Source organism: Amycolatopsis sp. NPDC039088 (assembly GCF_055598845.1).
The window spans coordinates 151,229-171,256 of the sequence record NZ_JBVKAE010000015.1; the positions used below are offsets into that span (position 1 = coordinate 151,229).

The following is a 20,028-nucleotide window of genomic DNA, read 5'->3' on the forward strand; positions in this document are numbered from 1 at the left end:
GCTTCCTTCTCTCAGGCGGCTGACGCGTCGTCGTCGTGGGCGAGGACGTCGTCGATGATGTCGAACAGTTCGTCTTCCGACGCCGATTCGAGGTCGTCGTAGCCGGGGACGGCCGGACGGGCCTTGAGTGCCATCGCTTCGAGCCGCTCGGCTATTTCGGCATCGGTGTCTACAGTGGACAATGTGGCTTCGAGTTCAGCGAGCTTCGCCAAGACGGCCCGTGTCGCGTCCGCCCGGTCGTCTCCGAGGCACTCGTCGAGGTACGCGGCGAGGCCGGCGGGGGTCGGCTGTTCGTAGACGACGGTGGTGGCGAGCCGGAGCCCGGTCTCCGCGTTGAGCCGGTTCCGGAGCTGGATCGCGGCGAGCGAGTCCATGCCGAGGTCGCGGAACGGCCGGTGCACCCCGATGACGTCGTCGTCGTGACCGGAGACCGCGGAGACCGCGCGCACCACCGAATCGAGCAAGGCGGCCCTGCGTTCTTCGCCGGAGAGCGCGGCCAGCCGCTCGCGTGGGGACGTCTCGGCCGTGGTGTCCGACGGTCGTCCGCCGACGAGATCGTCGAACACCCGGCTGGCCCTGGTCGCGGTGTGGGCGGGGACGAACCTGGCCCAGTCGACCTCCCCGATCGCCTGCGCCGCCGCCGGGCGGGCGAGTGCGCGGTCCAGTGCCGCCAGCGCGGTCTCCGCGCTCATCCCCGACACCCCGTCGTGGTGGCCTTGACCGGGGACCGCGGTCCCCATGCCTTCCTCCGCCCACGGTCCCCATGCCACCGCGGTCGACGGCAGGCCGAGCGCCGCCCGGTGCTGGGCGATCGCGTCGACGGCGGCGTTCGCCGCGGCGTAGTTGGCCTGGCCGGGAGCGCCGAACGTGCCAGCCATCGAGGAGAACAGGACGAACTGTTCCAGCGGAAGGTCCGCGGTCAGTTCGTGCAGCAGCCAGGCGGCTCCGGCCTTCACCGCGAAAACCGGTTCCAGCCGTCGCGCGGACTGGGCGTCCAGGACGCCGTCGTCGAGGAGTCCGGCCGCGTGCACCACACCGGTCACCGGATGTTCGGCGAGCAACGCGCGCAGTGCTTCCGGATCGGTGACATCGCAGGCCGAGATCGTCACGGCGGTACCGAGCGCCGTCAGTTCGGCGCGCAGCTCCTCGGCTCCCGGGGTCTCCGCGCCGCGCCTGCCGACGAGGACCAGGCCGGGGGCGCCGCGGCCTGCCAGCCATCGGGCGACCTGCTTGCCGAGCGCGCCGAGCCCGCCGGTGACCAGTACCGTGCCCGACGGCCGCCAGCCCGTCTCGGTCTCCGGGAATTCGAGCGCGGTCAGCCGCCGCACGTGGAGCCCGTCGGCGCGCACCGCGAAGTGGTCTTCTCCGTCTCCGCAGGTCAAGGCCTCGCAGACGTGAGCCCAGCCGGTGTCGTCCGGTTCCGGTGGCAGATCGATGAGCCCGCCCCAGCGGTGGGGGGCTTCGAGCGCGACGACCCTGCCGAGTCCCCACACGCCCGCCTGCCAGGGGTCCGGCGGCGCGTCGGCGGGGCCGGTCGCGATCGCGCCGGTGGTGAGTGCCCAGACCGGCGCCTCGATCGAGGTCCGCTCCAAGGCCTGGACGAGCGCGAGCACGTCCGCCGTCGCCGTGACACCCGCCTTGCCTCGCCCGCCTGCCAGCCAGAGGATGCCGTCGGGGGCGGCTCCCGCGTGCTCCGCGAGCCGGGCCGCCCAGCCGTCGGAGCCGGTGTGCCGGACGAGCCGCACCGAGCAGCCGCGTTCGGCCAGCGCCCGTTCCGCCTTGGTGACCCGTTCGTCGAGGTCGTCGTCCCCCGGTGGCGCGATCACCAGCCAGGATCCGGTCGGCAGCGAATGCACGCCGGCGTTCCTGAGCCGCCAGCCCGGCTCGCTCGCCAGCGAGTCCATTGTGGACCGGCGTCGGTGCAGCCAGTACCGCCTGCGCTGGAAGGCGTAGCCGGGCAGATCCACCCGGCGGCCGCCCGCGTACCACGGCGAGAAGTCCACGTCGGCCCCGCGCGTGTAGAGCGTCGCCAGCGCGGCTCCCAGCGTCTCGGTCTCGTCGCGGCCACGCCGGAGGCAGGACACGAGTCCGGCCCCGTCCTCGGGGAGGGCCTGTTGCCCCAGCGTGGTGAGGGCGTTGCCGGGGCCGGTTTCGACGATCGTGGCGACACCTTCGGCGGCTATCGTCCGCAGTGCGTCGCCGAACCGGACCGTGTCCCTCGCATGCCGTACCCAGTACTCCGGGAAGCTCGCTCCTTCCGGCTCGAGCCGTTCCCCGGTCACGCACGAGACGATGGGAACCTCGGCGCGCCGGAATTCCAGGGTGTCCAGAACCTGCCGGAACCGGTCCAGCATCGGATCCATCCGCGGTGAGTGGAACGCGTGACTCACCGCGAGGCGCGTCGCCCGGCCACCCGCCGCGGTGACCGTGGCGGCCACCGCCATGACGGCTTCCTCGTCGCCGGAGATCACCACGGATCCGGGGCCGTTCACGGCGGCTATCCCGACCTCGCCCCGATACCGCGCCGTCAGGTCTTCCGCCTCGCGTTCGCTCAGGCGCAAAGCGACCATCGCGCCGCCGGGCAGGGCCTGCATCAGCCGTCCCCGCGCGGCCACCAAGGCGGCGGCGTCCGGCAGGGAGAGCACTCCCGCGGCGTACGCGGCGGCGATCTCGCCGACCGAATGACCGGCGAGCAACCCCGGCCGGATCCCGAACCCGGTCAGCGCGCGGAAGACGGCGACCTCGACCGCGAAGACCGCGGGCTGGGTGAAGTCGGTGCGATCCAGCAGCGCGGCCTCCGGGGTGCCTGCCGCGGCGAACACGATTTCCGCCAGCGGCCGGTCCAGATGCGGGTCCAGTTCCGCGCACACCTCGTCGAAGGCCTCCGCGAAACCCGGCAGGTCCTCGTACAGCCCGCTCGCCATCCCCGGGTACTGGCTGCCTTGGCCGGGGAAGATCACCGCGACCGGCCCGTCGACGGCCTCGCCGATGTGGAGGGCGGCCGCCGGTTCGGTGCCGGTCAGTGCCGTGACCAGGTCACCGGTGTCCCTGCCGAGGACCACGGCGCGGTAGCGGTGACGGGTTCGTGTCGTGGCCAGTGAAGAGGCCAGGTCGAGTGCGCCGGTTTCGGGGGTTATGTGTCGCGCGAGGCGTCGCGCCTGCTCGGTCAAGGCGCCGGGCGAGGCCGCCGAAAAGGTCCACGGCACCAGCGGTCCCGGCCGGGTGGGAGCGGGTTCGGCGGGTGCCGCGCCGGGTTGCTCCAGGATGACGTGCGCGTTGGTGCCGCTGATGCCGAAAGCGGAGACGGCGGCGCGGCGCGGCCGGTCCGTCTCCGGCCAGTGCGTCGGTTCGGTGATCAGCGCGATGCCGCCGTCGTTCCAGTCGAGGTGGGTGCTCGGCCGGTCGTGGAGCAGCCCCGGCAAGGTGCCGTGACGCATCGCCTCGATCATCTTGAGCACGCCCGCGACGCCCGCCGCGGCCTGAGCGTGCCCCAGATTGGCCTTGGCGGAACCGACGAGCAACGGACGGCTCCGGCGCTGTCCGTAGGTCGCTTGCAGTGCTCCCGCCTCGATGGGGTCGCCGAGGGTGGTCCCGGTGCCGTGCGCTTCGACCACGTCGATGTCCTCTGTGGACAGTCCAGCGTCGCCGAGGGCGGTGGTGATGACGCGTTGCTGTGCCCGTCCGTTCGGCGCGGTGAGCCCGTTCGACGCGCCGTCGGAGTTGATCGCGGAACCCTTGAGGATCGCCAGCACGGGATGGCCGTTGCGCCGCGCGTCGGACAGCTTTTCCAGCACGACGATCCCGGCGCCCTCTGCCCAGGCGGTGCCGTCCGCGTCGGCGGAAAAGGGTTTGCACCGGCCGTCCGGGGCGAGCCCTCGCTGCTCGGAGAACTCCACGAACAGCTTCGGGGTGGCCATCACCGTGACGCCACCGGCGAGGGCGAGTTCGCTCTCGCCGGTGCGCAGCGACTGGGCGGCGAGGTGCATCGCCACCAGCGAAGAGGAACACGCCGTGTCCAGGGTGATCGACGGCCCCTCGAAACCGAACACGTACGACACCCGGCCGGAGGCGACACTGCCCGCGTTGGCGACCGACACCTGACCGACGAGGTCCTCCGGCACTTCGGCGAGCGGAAGCGCGTAATCCCCGCCCATGACCCCGGCGAACACCCCGGTCCGGCTGCCGCGCAACACCGCGGGGTCGATCCCCGCCGATTCCAGCGCGTGCCAGGAGACCTCCAGCAGCAGCCGCTGCTGGGGATCCATCACGAGAGCTTCGCGTGGTGACAGCCCGAAGAACTCCGCGTCGAATTCCGTCGCCGTGTCGAGGAAGCCGCCATGGCGGACGTAGGACTTGCCGGGCGTTTCGGGATCCGGATCGTAGAGACCGCCCAGATCCCAGCCCCGGTCGGTGGGGAACTCCGAGATCACGTCGCGGCCGCGCGCGAACACCTCCCACAGATCCGTCGCGGATTCCACGCCACCGGGGTAGCGGCAGCCCACGCCGACGATCACGACGGGATCGTCGTCGGTGGCACGGACCGGTGCGGGGACGGTCTCGGCGGCTCGCGGTGCCTGATCGCCCCAGAACCTCTCCGAGAGATACCCGGCCAGCGCGTCGGGGGTCGGGTGGTCGAACACCAGGGTCGCGGGAAGGCGCAGGCCGACCGCCTCGCCGAGCCGGTTGCGCAACTCCAGTCCGGTGAGCGAGTCGAAACCGATCTCGTGGAACGCCCTGTCGCCCACCACGGAGTCCTTCGTGGCATGGCCGAGTACCGCCGCGACGGTGCGCCGGACGAGTTCCGTCATCGCCTGCTCGTCCCGGTCCGATGGCAACGAGGTCACGGCCGCACCCGCTTCCCGCGCGGCCGTCGCGACGCGCCGTGAGGGCGCGGCCAGCACGGAGAACAGCGGTGACCGCTGGTCGCGCAGCGCGGTGACGTCGAGACGCGCCGGTACCAGCAGGGCAGGGCCGCCGGTGAGGGCGGTGTCGAACGCCGCGAGCCCTTGCCCGGTGGGCAGGGGCAGCAGACCGCGGCGGGCCATCCTGGCGACGTCGGTCTCGGACAGATGCCCGGTCATTCCCGTGTCGAGGGCCCACAGCCCCCACGCGAGGGACGTCGCGGGCAGGCCGAGTGCGCGACGACGGTGGGCGAGCGCGTCGAGGTAACTGTTCGCCGCCGCGTAGTTCGCCTGGCCCGCGTTGCCGATGATGCCCGCGATCGAAGAGAACAGCACGAACGCCGAAAGATCCGCGTCCTCGGTGAGCTCGTGCAGATTCCGGGCGCCGTCGACCTTCGGCCGGAAGACGGTGTCCACAGTGGACGCGGTGAGCGATTCGATCGTGCCGTCGTCGAGTACCCCCGCGGCGTGGACGACCGCGGTCAGCGGATGCTCGGCGGGGATGGCCCCGAGCACCTCGGCCAGCCGCTCCCGGTCGGAGACGTCGCAGGCGGCCACGGTCACCCGCGCGCCCGAGCGGGTCAGCTCGGCGACCAGTTCCGCGGCGCCTTCGGTGTCCGGGCCCCGGCGGCCGGTGAGCAGCAGATGGCGGGTCCCGTGCTCGGCGACGAGATGCCGGGCGATCAGCCCGCCGAGACTGCCGACGCCGCCGGTGATGAGCACCGTCCCGGCCGGATCGAGCGCCCTTTCCCGCCGCTCCCCGGGGTCGGTCAGCCGGACGAGGCGGGGCACGAGCACCTGGCCGCCACGGACCGCCGACTGCGGTTCGCCTGCCGCGAGCGCCGCCAGCGCCTGCTCCGGGGTGCCTTCGCGATCGAGATCGACCACCAGTACGCGGTCCGGCGCTTCCGACTGCGCGGCGCGCACCAGTCCCCAGACCGGGGAAGCGGCGGTTTCCGGCGGATCGCCGTCCGCCGTGGTGGCGACCGCCCGCCGGGTGAGCAGGACGATTTTCGCGGCACCGAAGGTCTCGTCGGTGATCCAGTCCTGGAGCAATTCCAGCGCCTCGACCGTGACGGCACGCGGATCGTCCCGATCGTCTCCTGGTCCACAAGGAACAGCGACGAACTCGGGCAGGGGGTCGCCCTCGTCGATCGACGCGCGCAGCGCGGTCAGATCGTCGAAGACGGCGAAGGAAGGTGTCTCCGTGTCCACTCCCGTGACCGGGATCCAGTCCACGCGCAGCAGGTCGCGGTTCACCCGTGGCCCGGCGAGCTTGCCGAGATCGATCTGCCGGAGCGTGAGGGAGCCGACCGTCGCGACGGGATCACCGGCTCCGTCCGCCAGCGTCAGCGCGACCGCGTCGTCGCCGGCCGGGGTGATCCGCACGCGAACGAGCTTCGCGCCGGTCGCGTGGAGATCGATCGACGTCCAGGCGAACGGAAGCCGGACGACGTCGCCGCCTTCCCCCGCGACGAGGATCGCGTGCAGTGCGGCGTCGAGCAACGCGGGATGGATGCCGAATCCCGGCGTCGCTTCACCGCCCTCCGACGGCAGGGCCACCTCCGCGAACCGTTCCTCACCGAGCCGCCACAACGCGCGAAGTCCCTGGAAAGCGGGGCCGTATTCGTAACCGATGTCGGCGAGACGGGGGTAGGCGCCGTCGAGGTCGACGGGCTCGGCGCCCGGCGGCGGCCATTCCCGCAGGCCCGGACCGGAGGAGGACGGCGTCGCGAGCGAACCGGTCGCGTGCCGGGTCCAACCGGTTCCGTCGGCGGAATCCGCGGGCCGGGAGTGGACGGTGAAACCCCGTCGCCCCGGTTCTCCCGCGGTGACCGTGAGCTGCAGTTCGACCGCGCCGTCGGCGGGGATGACCAGCGGGCTTTCCAACGTCAGCTCGTCCACCCGACGGCAACCCGCCTGGTCACCGGCGTGCAGCGCCAGTTCCGCGAAAGCCGCTCCCGGCAGGAGGACCGTGCCGTCGACGGCGTGGTCGGCCAGCCAGGGATGGGTCGAAAGGGAAAGTCTGCCGGTCCACAGCGCCCCGTCACCGTCCGCGAGGGTGACCATCGCGCCGAGCAAGGGATGCCCCGCGGCGCGCAGGCCCAGCGACGCCGAACCGGCCGCCCGCGTGGCCGGGGTGAGCCAGAACCGTTCAGTCTGGAAGGCATAGGCGGGCAAGGAGACTAGCCTGCCTCCGGGAAAGACCGTGTCCCATTCGACTTCGGCCCCGTGCACCGCCGCTTCGCTGAGCGAGCGCAGGAACCGGGGCAGGCCGCCTTCGCCGCGCCTCAACGTTCCCAGCGCGACGCCTTCGCGCGCCGCTTCATCCAGGATTTCCTGCAGTCCCATGGTGAGAACGGGATGTGGGCTGCATTCGACGAAGAGCGAGTGGCCATCGCCTGCCAGCCGCCGGATCACCCGGTCGAACTCGACCGGGTTCCGGAGATTCCGGTACCAGTACTCGCCGTCCAGGCGGGCGGTGTCGATCAGGCCGCCGGTGAGGGTCGAATGGAACGGCACCTCACTCGTCCGCGGGGTCAGCTCCGCCAGCAGTTCGAGCAAGGGTTCGTGCAGCTCTTCGACATGGGCGGAATGGGACGCGTAGTCGACTGGAAGCCGCCTGGCCCGGATGCCCGCTTCGCCGAGTTCCGCGGTCAGTTCGTCCAGTGCCGCCGGATCACCCGAAAGCACCGTCGCCGACGGCCCGTTCGCCGCGGCGACGGACAGTCTGCCGTCCCAGCGTTCGATCCGGCGCCCGGCCTCCGCCCTCGGCAGCGCGACCGAAAGCATCCCGCCCCGGCCGGAGAGCGCCCGGATCGCCTTGCTGCGTAAGGCGACCACGCGCGCACCGTCTTCGAGGGACAGCGCGCCCGCCGCGGTCGCCGCCGCGATTTCACCCTGCGAGTGGCCGACGACCGCGGCCGGGCGCACGCCGTGCGACTCCCACAGGGCGGCGATCGAAACCATCACCGCCCACAGCACCGGCTGGACGACGTCGACCCGCTCCAGCGCGTCCTTGTCGGCCAGTGCCGCCGGCAGGAGCCAGTCCACGTGCGGTTCGAGCGCCCGTCCGCAGTCCGCCATCCGGGCGGCGAACACCGGACTGGTGGCCAGCAGTTCCGTGGCCATCGTGACCCACTGGCTGCCTTGCCCCGGGAAGACGAACACCGGCCGCGGATCCGCTTTGTCCTTGCCGGTGACCACTTCCGCCGCGGACTCCCCGGCGGCGAGCGCGGTGAGGCCGCTGACGAGCTCATCGCGGTCGCGCCCGAGCACGGCCGCTCGGTGGGCGAACCGGGTCCGCGCGCTCGCCAGGGTGAAACCGGCGTCGTGGACATCGAGGCCAGGATCGGTTTCGAGGCGGGCTCGAAGCCGCCCTGCCTGGTCTCTCAGTGCCTGTTCACCGGTCGCCGAAAGCAGCAGCGGTACGACAGGAGCGGTCACGGTGGCCGGTTCGGCTTCGTCCGGTGCCTCTTCGAGCACGACGTGGGCGTTGGTCCCGCTGATCCCGAACGACGACACCGCCGCGCGCCGCTTGCGGCCGGTTTCCGGCCACGGGGTGTGCTCCGCGAGCAACTCGACCCGGCCGGACGACCAGTCCACGTGCCGGGACGGTTCGTCCAGGTGCAGCAGCTTCGGCAACATGCCGTACCGCATCGCCTGCACCATCTTGATCACCCCGCCGACCCCGGCCGCGGCCTGTGCGTGGCCGAGGTTCGACTTGAGCGAACCGAGCAGCAGCGGACGGTCCGGCCGCCGTGCCTGGCCGTAGGTGGCGAGCAACGCCTGCGCCTCGATCGGATCGCCGAGGGTGGTGCCCGTGCCATGCGCTTCGACGGCGTCCACGTCCGAAGCGCGAAGGCCCGCGTCGGCGAGCGCGTCCAGGATCACCCGCTCCTGCGCCGGGCCGCTCGGAGCGGACAGGCCGTTCGAAGCCCCGTCGGAGTTGACCGCCGAACCCCGCAGCAGGGCGAGTACCCGGTGACCGTTGCGCCGTGCGTCCGAAAGCCGCTCGACCACGAGCACGCCGACCCCCTCCGCCCACGCGGTGCCGTCCGCCGACGCGGCGAAGGATTTGCAGCGGCCGTCCGGGGCGAGACCCCGCAGCCGGGAGAATTCGACGAGCATCTCCGGCGTCGCCATCACGGTGACACCACCCGCGAGCGCCAGGTCGCTGTCACCCGACCGCAGTGACCGCGCCGCGAGATGGAGCGCGGTGAGCGAAGAGGAACAAGCGGTGTCCACCGTCACCGAAGGACCGTGCAGACCGAACACATAGGACAGCCGCCCGGAGACGACGCTGGAGGTGTTGCCGGTGATCAGGTGACCTTCCAGCCCATCCGGCACCGTGTGCACCCTCGGCGCGTAGTCGTGGTGCATGACACCGGCGAACACCGCGGTACGGCTGCCGCGCAGGCTCGCCGGGACGATGCCCGCGTCCTCGAAGGCCTCCCACGCGGCCGCCAGCAACAGCCGCTGCTGCGGGTCGGTGGTCAGTGCTTCCCGTGGCGAGATGCCGAAGAACCCCGCGTCGAATTCGGCCGCGTCGTAAAGGAATCCGCCACTGCGGGTGACGGAATGCCCCTGCCGCGCGGGGTCCGGGTCGTAGAGCGAGTCGGCGTCCCAGCCGCGGTCGCGGGGGAGGTCCCCGATCGCGTCGACGCCGCCGGCCGCGAGGCGCCAGAGGTCCTCCGGATCGCGTACCCCGCCGGGATAGGCGCAGGCCATGCCGATGATGGCGATCGGTTCGTGTGCTTCGGCGGGTTCGGAGACCGTGGCGGGGGCACGGCGCTCCGGTGCCGCGCCGGACAGCAGCGAACCCAGGTGCCCGGCCAGTTCCGCGGGGGTGGGGTGGTCGAAGATCACCGTCTCCGGGACGGTCACGCCCAGCGCCGTGGTCAGCCGGTTGGCCAGTTCCGCGCCCATGATCGAGTCGAAGCCCAGCTCCGTGAAGAGCCGATCGGACGGCGTGCCGCTGTCGTCGTCGTGGCCGAGTACGGCCGCCGCGTGGCCGAGCACGATCCCGGCGATCGTCTCGGTGTCCGATGTGGACACCGGACCGACGGCGGGGAGGGTGTCGAGCCAGTGGCGTTCGCGCTGGAAGGCGTACGGGGGAAGGTCCACCGGTTCCGGCGGCTCACCGGGGAACAGCGCCGTCCACTCCACGGCGGCGCCTTCGGTGTATGCCGAGGCGACCGCGGTGAAAAAGGCACGGACACCCGGCGGGAGCGGGATCTCCCGCCCGACGGCGGAACGGAGAACGGTGGGTGTGCCCGCGTCCTCCGTCGTGGTGGCGAGAACCGCGTCGGCCAATTCCGCCGGTGAGATCGTCCGGTTCACGTACGCCGCCGTGAACTCTCCGATCCCTTCGCCGGACACTGTTTCCCACTCGATCCCCGAAGCACTCATCAGACGGTATGTCGCGAGCTGGGTGGCGAAGGTCCTGGCGGCGGGGGCATCGCCTCGTTCACCGAAGAGCGTGAGTGCTTCGTCGAAGGCCGTGGCGAACAGGGGGAACACGTCGAGGCCGTTGGAGTCCGACAGCGCGGACCCGAACCGCAGTGTCGCGGACCAGGTGGGCACCGCCTCCCGTACCTCGGTATGTGCGTCGTCCAAAGTGGACAACAGTTCCGCACGGTCACGCGCGATGAAGGCGGTCCGGTACTCGAACGCGGTGCGCGTGGTGGCGAGTGACCAGGCGACCTCCGCGACCTCCTGCTCCGGATGTTCGAGAAGATGGTTCCGCAGCCGGGAAACCTGAGCGCGCAGCGCGGCCGGGGTCCGGCCCGAGACCACGCAGGCCACGGACGGCGGGCCCGGAACGGCTTCGCGTGGGGCAGGGGAAGGCGCGGCGGCGAGTACGACGTGGCAGTTCGTCCCGCCCATTCCGAGCGAGGTGACGCCGGCGACCCGTTCCGTGTCCGCCCAGGCGATCGCCTCGGTGCAGAAGCGCAACTTCAACTCGTCCAGCGGAATCTTCGGATTCGGCTCGCGGAAGTGCAGGCTGGCCGGGATCTCCCCGTGATGGACGGCGAGAGCCGCCTTGATCAAGCCGAGCACACCCGCCGCGGCTTCGAGATGACCGAGGTTCGTCTTCACCGAGCCGACCGGCAACGGCGCCGGACGACGCCCGAAGACGGCGCCCAGCGCGGCGGCCTCGATCGGATCGCCGACCTTCGTACCGGTTCCGTGCAGCTCGACATAGCCGACATCGTCCGGAGAGAACCCCGTGTCTTCGAGTGCCTGCGTCAGTACCTGTTCCTGCGCCGCCCGGTCCGGCACGGTCAGCCCCGCGCCGCCGCCGTCGTTGTTGACGGCGCTGCCCGCGATCACCGCGTAGACCCGGTCGCCGTCGGCGATCGCCGCGTCCAGCGGCTTGAGCACGACGACACCGCCGCCCTCGCCGCGGACGAACCCGTCCGCCTCCGCGTCGAAGGTGCGGCAACGGCCGCTCGCGGACAGTCCGCCGAACTCCTCCACCTCACGCGCGGTCGACCGGGCCAGATTCAGGTTCACCCCGCCTGCCAGTGCGATCGCCGATTCTCCGGAAAGCAGGCTCCGTGCGGCGAGGTGGACGGCGACCAACGACGACGACTGTCCACAGTCGACTGTGAAACTCGGTCCGCGCAGGCCGCAGAAGTAGGAGACCCGATTCGCGATCAGCCCGCGGTGGAGCCCGGTGAAACTGTGCTGGGTGGTGACGTCGTGCTCCTGTGCGAGCCGGGCGTAGTCGTCCCGCATCGCACCGAGGAACATGCCGCAGTCCTGGCCGCGCAGCGTCGCCGGGACGACGCGGGCGTCTTCCATGGCCTCCCACGCCAGTTCGAGCGCGAGCCGCTGCTGCGGATCGAGCACCGCCGCCTCGCGCGGCGACACACCGAAGAACCCCGCGTCGAAGGCCTCGACGTCGGGCAGGAACGACCCCCAGCGCGAACCGCCGTCACCGCCGGAACCCCGGCGATCTTCCGGGACTTCGGTGACCATGTCCCTCGCCGCGCGCAGGAGCCCCCAGAACCCGGGAACGTCCGCCGCTCCCGCGACCCGGCACGACATGCCGATGATCGCGACCGATCCGGACCGCGTGAAAGCTTCCCCACCAGAATATGCGGACATGGTTTCGAAACTACGTCGGCCGTCGAATCGCGAGCCAGTGCTCCGGCCGCATCGGGCACGACGGAAGAACAGCGCTATTACCTGGTCATAAGCAGCACGGCGCAGCAAAGACGAAGGTGCGTCCCCGGCGCGGTGACGGGCAGAGTGGCGTTCATCGACTCGACCACGGGGGCTTTGAGATGACCGACGTCGGAACGACTTCGCTCGACGAACGCGGAACGGGGGTGGCGCGGGAGAATCCGCTCCACGTCCTGCTCGACCCGGCGATGCGGATCGACCCGCATCCGACCCTGGCCAGGCTGCGGGCCGCGAGCCCGCTCGTGACGCCGGACGGCACGGTGGTCGTCGGTGACTACGCCGGCTGTCTCGAGGTGATGCGGAATCCGGTGATGGGAAACGACACCCTGGATTCGCCGGGATTGCGCGGCCTGGTGCCGAACAGTGGTGCGAAACAGGTCCTCGACTCCATTTTCTTCATGGACGGGAACGACCACGGCAGGCAACGGCGGCTGATCTCCAAGGCCTTCACCCCGAGAATCACCGCACGCTACCGCCCGTGGATCGAGAACATCGTCGACGAGCTGTTCTCGGAAATCGCCGTCGCGGCGGAATTCGACGCGGTCGGCGATTTCGCCAATCTGCTGTCCATCCGGATCATCTGCGAGCTGCTCGACGTCCCGATGTCCGATGTGGACGTTCTCAAGGAGTGGTCGGACGATCTCGCGCTCGCGACGGAACTCCCGACACTGGTCGCCGGATTCCGGCGGCTGGGCCTGCTCTCCCCGGAGGAGCTGGCCGTGGTCGACCGCACGTGCGCGTCGATGCACGCCTACTTCGCCGACCTGATCTTCAAACGCCGCCGCGCTCCCGGCGACGACCTCGTGTCCAGTCTCATCCGGACCGAAGACCGCGGACAGACCTTGGCGAGGCACGAGGTGACGAACGTACTCGTCACGTTGTTCGCCGCCGCGCACGAATCGGTCACGAACCTCATCTCGAACGGGATCCTCGCCCTGCACCGCAATCGCGACCAGCTGGCGCTGCTGCGGGCGGACCCGGCGCTGGCCGCGCCGATGGCCGACGAGGTGCTGCGCTACGACGCCCCCGTCCAGCTGACCGCCAGGGTCGCGTTGAGCCCCACCACGGTCGCGGGCCTCGACGTCGACGCCGGGACCGTGGTGATCCTGCTGCTCGCCGCCGCCAACCGGGACGAGGCCGAGTTCCCGGAGGCGGACCGGTTCCTGATCTCCCGCACCACCAAGCGTATGCAACTGGCCTTCGGGGCCGGCCCGCATTTCTGCATCGGCTCCAGTCTCACCAAGCTCGAAGCCGAACTCGCCTTCCGTGCCATCGCCGAACGCGTCGCCGATTTCCAGGTCGACGAGGATTCGCTGGAATACCGCCGACACGTGGTGGTCCGTGGTCTGCGGAAGATGACCGTCCACGTCTCGCACTGAGCGCTTTCGGCGACTACACCGAAATCTGGAGCTTTGATGTCTACAGAGGACAAGACCCGCCAGTACCTGAAGAAGGTCACGGCCGAACTGCGGCGTACCCAGGACAGGCTTCGCGAGGTGGAAGGCCGTGGGCACGAGCCCATCGCCGTGGTCGGGATGGGCTGCCGTCTCCCCGGTGGCATCGATTCGCCCACGGGGCTCTGGGAACTCGTCCGGGACGGCGGCGACGCGATCACGCCGTTCCCGGACGACCGCTACTGGGACCTCGACGAGCTTTACGATCCGGATGCCGGGAAGCCCGGCCGCTCTTACGTCCGTGAGGGTGGCTTCCTGCACGACGCGCCGCTCTTCGACGCCGGATTCTTCGGCATCTCCCCCAGGGAAGCGCTCGTGATGGATCCTCAGCAGCGAGTGCTGCTGGAGGTCGCATGGGCGACGCTGGAGTCCGCCGGGATCGATCCCGACGAACTGCGCGGCAGCCGGACCGGTGTCTACGTCGGTTCCACCGGGAACGACTACGAGCTGGTGTGGAAGGGGTCGAAGGAGTACTCCCCGCACGGCATCACCGGCAACAGTTCCAGTGTGATCTCGGGGCGGCTCTCGTACTGCTTCGGTTTCGAGGGACCCGCGGTGACCGTCGACACCGCCTGCTCTTCGTCGCTGGTCGCGATCCACGAGGCCATCCGCGCGCTGCGCGAGGGCGAATGCGGTATGGCGCTGGCCGGCGGGATAACCGTGATGGCCACGCCGGACACCTTCACCGAATTCTGCGGCCAGGGCGTGACCTCGATCGGCGCCCGGTGCAAATCGTTCGCCGACGGGGCCGACGGCGCGATCTGGGCCGAGGGCGCCGGTCTGCTCCTGCTCGAACGGCTGTCCGACGCCCGCCGCGCCGGACGTCCGGTGCTGGCGCTGCTGCGGGGTTCCGCGGTGAACCAGGACGGGACGAGCAACGGCCTCTCCGCCCCGAGCGGGCCCGCGCAGCAGCGGGTGATCCGGGCCGCGCTCGCCGACGCCGGACTGTCCGCGGAGGACGTCGACGTGGTGGACGCGCACGGCACCGGAACCACCTTGGGTGACCCGATCGAAGCCAACGCGCTGATCGCGGCCTACGGCAAGGACCGGTCGCCGGACCGCCCGCTGCGGCTCGGTTCGCTGAAGTCGAACATCGGGCACACGCAGGGGGCGGCCGGCGTCGCCGGCGCGATCAAACTGATCATGGCCATGCGGCACGGCGTCCTTCCCAAGACACTGCACGTCGACGCTCCCTCGTCCAAAGTGGACTGGTCGGCGGGCTCCGTCGAACTCCTCACCGAAGCGGTTCCCTGGCGGGCGACGGAGAAACCGCGACGTGGCGGCGTGTCGTCGTTCGGTATCAGCGGTACCAACGCCCACCTGCTCATCGAGGAACCGGCGACCGAGGAGGGCCGCGTAGCGGTGCCGTCGGGGTCGCTTCCGATCCTGCCTTGGGTGATCTCCGCCAAGACCGAGGCGGCCCTGCGCGGACAGGCCGCGCGGCTGGCGATCTTCGCCGAAGACCGCCAGGCCGATCCCGCCGACATCGCGGGCGCGCTCACGAGTACGCGGGTCGGGTTCCGGCATCGCGCGGTCGCGTTCGGCAGGACCGCCGAGGACCTCGTCACCGTGCTGAACGCCTACGCGGACGGTGCCGCGAACGGCGCCGTCGTGGCGGACGTGGCAGGCAACGGCTCGCTCGCCGTCCTGTTCACCGGCCAGGGGGCGCAGCGACCGGGGATGGGGCGCCGTCTCACCACCGAATACCCCGCGTTCGCCGCCGCCCTCGACGTCGTCTGCGACGAACTGGACCGGCACCTGTCCCGGCCACTGCGCGAGGTCATGTTCGCGGAACCCGGCTCGGCCGAGGTGGAGTCGTTGTACCGCACCGAATTCACCCAGCCGGCCTTGTTCGCCTACGAAGTCGCGCTGTTCCGGCTCGTCGAGTCGTGGGGAGTGCGCCCGGACCAGCTGCTCGGTCATTCGGTCGGGGAGATCACCGCCGCGTACGTCGCCGGTGTCTGGTCACTGCCCGACGCCTGCCGGCTGATCGCCGCCAGGGGACGCCTGATGCAGGCGCTGCCCGAGGGCGGGGCGATGGTTTCGGTGGAGGCCACCGAAACCGAGGTGCTGTCCGGTCTGGCCGGGCTCGAAGACCGGGTTTCGATCGCCGCGATCAACACCGCGGAATCCGTCGTGCTGTCCGGGGACGAAGACGCGCTGGCGGACCTCGAACGGCGGTGGGCCGAACGCGGCCGCCGGACCAAGCGGCTCCGTGTCGGCCACGCCTTCCATTCGCCGCTCATGGAGCCGATGCTCGCCGAGTTCGAAGCCCTGCTCGGCGAACTCGAGTACCACCCGCCGTCGATCCCGATCGTTTCCGACGTGACCGGGGAACCGGCGACGCCCGAACGACTGTGCTCGCCGCGCTACTGGACCGAGCACGCCAGGGCGGCCGTCCGGTTCCACGACGGCCTCGCCACGCTGCGGGAAGCGAAGATCACCACCCTGCTGGAACTCGGCCCCGCCGCCGTTCTTTCCGCGATGGTGCCGCCACCCGCCGAGGGAGAACCCGCGATGGTGGCGATCCCCGCGGTGCGCACCGACCGGGACGAGGCCGAAAGCGTCCTGCGCGCGCTGGGCGGGCTGCACGTCCGAGGGGTGCCGGTGGACTGGACGGCGGTCCTCGCGCCTTCGCGGACCGAACTGCCCACTTACGCGTTCCAACGGGAGCGCTATTGGATCGCTCCCGAAGCGGACACCGCCGACGTACAGGCGGCGGGACTGCTCCCGTCCGGGCATCCGCTGCTGGGCGCCACGCTCACCCTCGCCGACGGCGGCGGCGTCGCCCTCACCGGCCGGATCTCGCTGCGGGAGCAGGCCTGGCTGGCGGGTCACCGCGCACACGACACGGTGATCCTGCCGGGGACCGCTTTCGTCGAACTCGCGCTGTCCGCCGGCGAACAGGTCGGTTGTGACGTGATCGAAGAACTCACGATGGAGACCCCGCTGACCCTGCCGGACGAAGGCGGGGTGCGGATACAGGTGCTGGTCGGTGCTCCGCTGGAATCCGGTGACCGTCCGGTGCGGGTGTTCTCCCGGCCGGACGGCGCCGACGTCGGCGGCTGGCGCTCCCACGCCTCCGGGCTGCTGGGTGGCCGGACCGCGCCCCCGGGCGAGGCGCTGACCGAATGGCCGCCACCGGACGCGGAACGACTCCCGTTCGACGGCGGCTACTACGACGACCCGGAAGTCGTGCTGGCGTTCGGTTACGAAGGGGTGTTCCGCGGTCTTCGCAAGGTATGGCTGCGCACGGGTGCCGACGGGGGCACCGAACTGTTCGCCGAGATCGAACTGCCGGGGGACCCGGCGCTGACCGACGGCTACGGCCTGCATCCGGCCCTGCTGGACGCGGCGCTCCAGGCCGTCGGGCTAGGTCCGTTCCTCGATGCGATCAACCAGGGTTCCGGCAGCATGCCCTTCGCCTGGTCCGGGCTGACCCTGCACGCCGCGGGCGCGTCGGCGCTCCGGGTCCGGGTCACCGGCGCCGACGGGCATGTGGCACTGACCCTCGCCGACGCCACCGGCGCGCCGGTGGCGTCGGTCGGCAACCTCGCGTGGCGGCCGGTCGCCGAACGGTCGGCACTCGGCGCTCCGGACGTCGACGACTCCTTGTACGGGCTCGACTGGGTCCCCGCGCCGGTACCGGCGGCGGGCGAGAGCGGGTACGTCCTGCTCGATCCCGGTCCGGCCGCGCTCGCCGCGCTGATCGCCGCGGCCGACGACGGCGCGCCGGTCCCGGAAGCCGTCGTCGTCGCTCTCTCCACAAAGGACGGTGCGGTGATCCCGTCGGCGCGGGAGGCGCTGGCGGAGGCGGCGGAACTGCTGCGCGCCTGGTTGGCGGCGGAGCGGTTCGCCGCGGTGAAACTGGTGCTTTCGACCCGGGGAGCCGTCGCCGCGACCGCCGAGGACCGGATCGACCTGACGGTCGCCGGCATTTGGGGCGTGGCGCGGTCGGCCCAAGCGGAGCATCCTGGCCGGATCGTGCTGCTCGACACCGACGGACCGGTGGCCGAGGCGATCCCCGCCGCGCTGGCGACCGGTGAACCGCAGATCGCCGTACGGGCCGGGACGGCACTGATCCCGCGGCTGCACCCGGTCGCCGCGGACGGGTTGCTCACGGTCCCGGCGGAACCGGCTTGGCGCCTCGACAGCACCGGGCCCGGCACCCTCGACAATCTCGCGCTCCTGCCGTGCCCCGAGGTACTCGGACCGTTGGCGCCACTCGACGTCCGGGTCGGGATCCGGGCCGCGGGGGTCAACTTCCGCGACGTCCTGGTCGCACTCGGCATGTACCCGGGAAAGGCGGTGCCGGGCGCGGAAGCCGCCGGGGTGGTCCTGGAAACGGGCGACGGCGTGACCGATCTCCGCGTCGGCGACCCCGTGTTCGGCGTGTTCACCGGCGCCATGGGCCCGGTGGCGGTCACCGATCATCGGTTGCTCGCGCCGATCCCCTCTGCCTGGTCGTACGAGGTCGCGGCTTCCGTGCCGATCACGTTTCTCACCGCGTACTACGGCCTCACCGATCTCGCCGGCCTCCGGCAGGGTGAGTCCGTGCTGATCCACTCGGGCGCGGGCGGTGTCGGCATCGCCGCGATCCAGCTCGCGAAGTACCTGGGCGCGGAGGTGTTCGCCACGGCCAGTGAAGGCAAGTGGGACACGTTGCGGGGGCTTGGGCTGGACGAAGCGCACATCGCTTCCTCGCGCACGGTCGAGTTCGAAACCCGGTTCCGGGAGACGACCGGCGGCCGCGGGGTCGACGTGGTGCTGAACTCGCTGACCGGTGAGTTCCTGGAAGCCTCACTGCGCCTGCTAGCCCCGGGAGGACGGTTCCTGGAGATCGGCAAAGCCGACGTCCGCGACCCGGAAGCGGTGGCCGCGGCCCATCCCGGCGTCGGCTATCACGCGTACGACCTGGTCGCCTCCGCGGGCGAAGACCGGGTCCGGGAGATGCTGACCGAGGTTTCGGAACTGTTCGGCCGCGGCGCGCTCAGCACGCCGCCGCGCCGCGCCTACGACCTTAGGCGGGCGGGGCAGGCGCTCCGGCACGTCAGTCAGGCGAAGCACATCGGCAAGGTGGTCCTCACCGTGCCGAGGGAACCCGACCCCGACGGTACGATCCTGGTCACCGGCGGCACCGGCTGGCTCGGCGGCCTGATCGCCGGGCACCTCGCGCGCCGGGGCGCACGGCACCTGATGCTGCTCAGCCGCCGCGGGAACGACACCCCCGGCGTCGACGACCTGGTCACGAAGCTGTCAGGTTTCGGTGCCGAGGTCACGGTCGTCAAGGGTGACGTCGCCGATCGCGCCGATGTCGAAGCCGCGCTGGCCTCGGTGCCACCGGAACATCCGCTCACCGCGATCGTGCACGCGGCGGGGACGCTCGCGGACGGCGTCGTCGCCACGCTGACCGAAGAGCAGCTCGACGCCACCCTGCGGCCGAAACTCGACGGGACCTGGCATCTGCACGAACTCACCAAGGACGGTGACCTCGCCGCGTTCGTCTGTTTCTCTTCCGCGGCGGGCATCTTCGGGGCCGCGGGGCAGGGCGCGTACGCCGCCGCGAACTCGTTCGCCGACGCCTTGATGCGGTGGCGGCGGGACGCGGGACTTCCCGGCACCTCGCTCGCCTGGGGCCTCTGGGCCCCGGGGGACGACCACGCCGACGGCGGCGGGATGGCGGGCGGGCTCAGCGCGGCGGACTGGGCGCGGATGGGGCGGACGGGTGTCCGTGGACTGTCCGTGGCACAGGGGCTCGCCCTCTGGGACGCGGCGCGCGGCTCCGACCGGGCGCTGGTCGCGCCGCTCGGTCTCGACCTTCCCACCATCGCCGGATTGGGCGACGGTATCCCGCCGTTGCTCCGTGACGTCGTCCGCGGCGCCACCCGCCGGGTGGCGGCCGGTCGTCAGCAGGAGACGCCCGCCGAGGCGCCCGAAGTGCTCATGCGGAGGCTGGGCTCCCTGCCGGAGGCCCAGCGTGAACGGCAGCTGCTGTCACTCGTGCGAGGGCATCTGGCGGCCGTCCTCGGTTACGGGTCGGGCGATGAGGTGCCCACCGAAACCCCCTTCCGCGAACTGGGTTTCGACTCGCTGACCTCGGTCGAGCTCCGCAACCGGCTCACCGCCGCCACCGGCCTCAGGCTTCCGCCGACGTTGGTCTTCGACCATCCGACGGCGAACGCGCTGGCCGGATACCTCGGTACGGAGATCACCGATTCCGGTGCTCCCGCCGCTCCGGCACCTTCGCCGGCGCTGGCGCAGCTGACCGCGCTCGAACGAACGATTTCCGAACTGGACGAGGACACCGAACTGCGCGCGACGCTGGGCGCACGGGTGCGTGCCCTGCTGACCGTGCTGGACGACGAGCGGCCCGGCGACGCGGAAGACACCCTGCGGTCCGCCTCCGTCGACGAGCTGTACGACTTCGTCGACCGGGAGTTCGGCCGTGCGTGAACCTGCCGTGCCAGTGACGACGACGA

At 71.2% G+C, this 20,028-nt stretch carries 3 protein-coding genes; 2 read left to right on the forward strand and 1 reads right to left on the reverse strand.

The genetic code is table 11. The annotated features are described in order from the left end of the window. Positions 1-11 precede the first annotated feature (11 nt). Positions 12-12,017 carry an SDR family NAD(P)-dependent oxidoreductase gene (locus ACZ7KI_RS20960; RefSeq protein WP_470274773.1) on the reverse strand — a complete coding sequence of 4,002 codons (12,006 nt, stop codon included), beginning with the start codon at positions 12,015-12,017 and terminating at the stop codon, positions 12-14. 179 nt (positions 12,018-12,196) lie between these two features. Between ACZ7KI_RS20960 and ACZ7KI_RS20965 the strand changes: the two genes are divergently transcribed. Both ACZ7KI_RS20965 and ACZ7KI_RS20970 read left to right on the forward strand, forming a co-directional pair. Next, the gene (locus tag ACZ7KI_RS20965) at positions 12,197-13,474 is read left to right on the forward strand and encodes a cytochrome P450 (RefSeq protein WP_470274774.1); all 1,278 of its coding nucleotides are present in this window, start codon (positions 12,197-12,199) and stop codon (positions 13,472-13,474) included. Between the two features lie 33 nt (positions 13,475-13,507). Then, entirely contained in the window at positions 13,508-20,002 is a 6,495-nt protein-coding gene (locus ACZ7KI_RS20970) for an SDR family NAD(P)-dependent oxidoreductase (RefSeq protein ID WP_470274775.1), read from the forward strand. The last annotated feature ends 26 nt before the right edge of the window (positions 20,003-20,028 follow it).

Excerpts from the sequence above, each read along its gene's own strand:
- ACZ7KI_RS20965 (WP_470274774.1), top strand. The coding sequence starts at position 12,197 with ATGACCGACGTCGGAACGACTTCGCTCGACGAACGCGGAACGGGGGTG.
- ACZ7KI_RS20960 (WP_470274773.1), bottom strand. The coding sequence starts at position 12,017 with ATGTCCGCATATTCTGGTGGGGAAGCTTTCACGCGGTCCGGATCGGTC.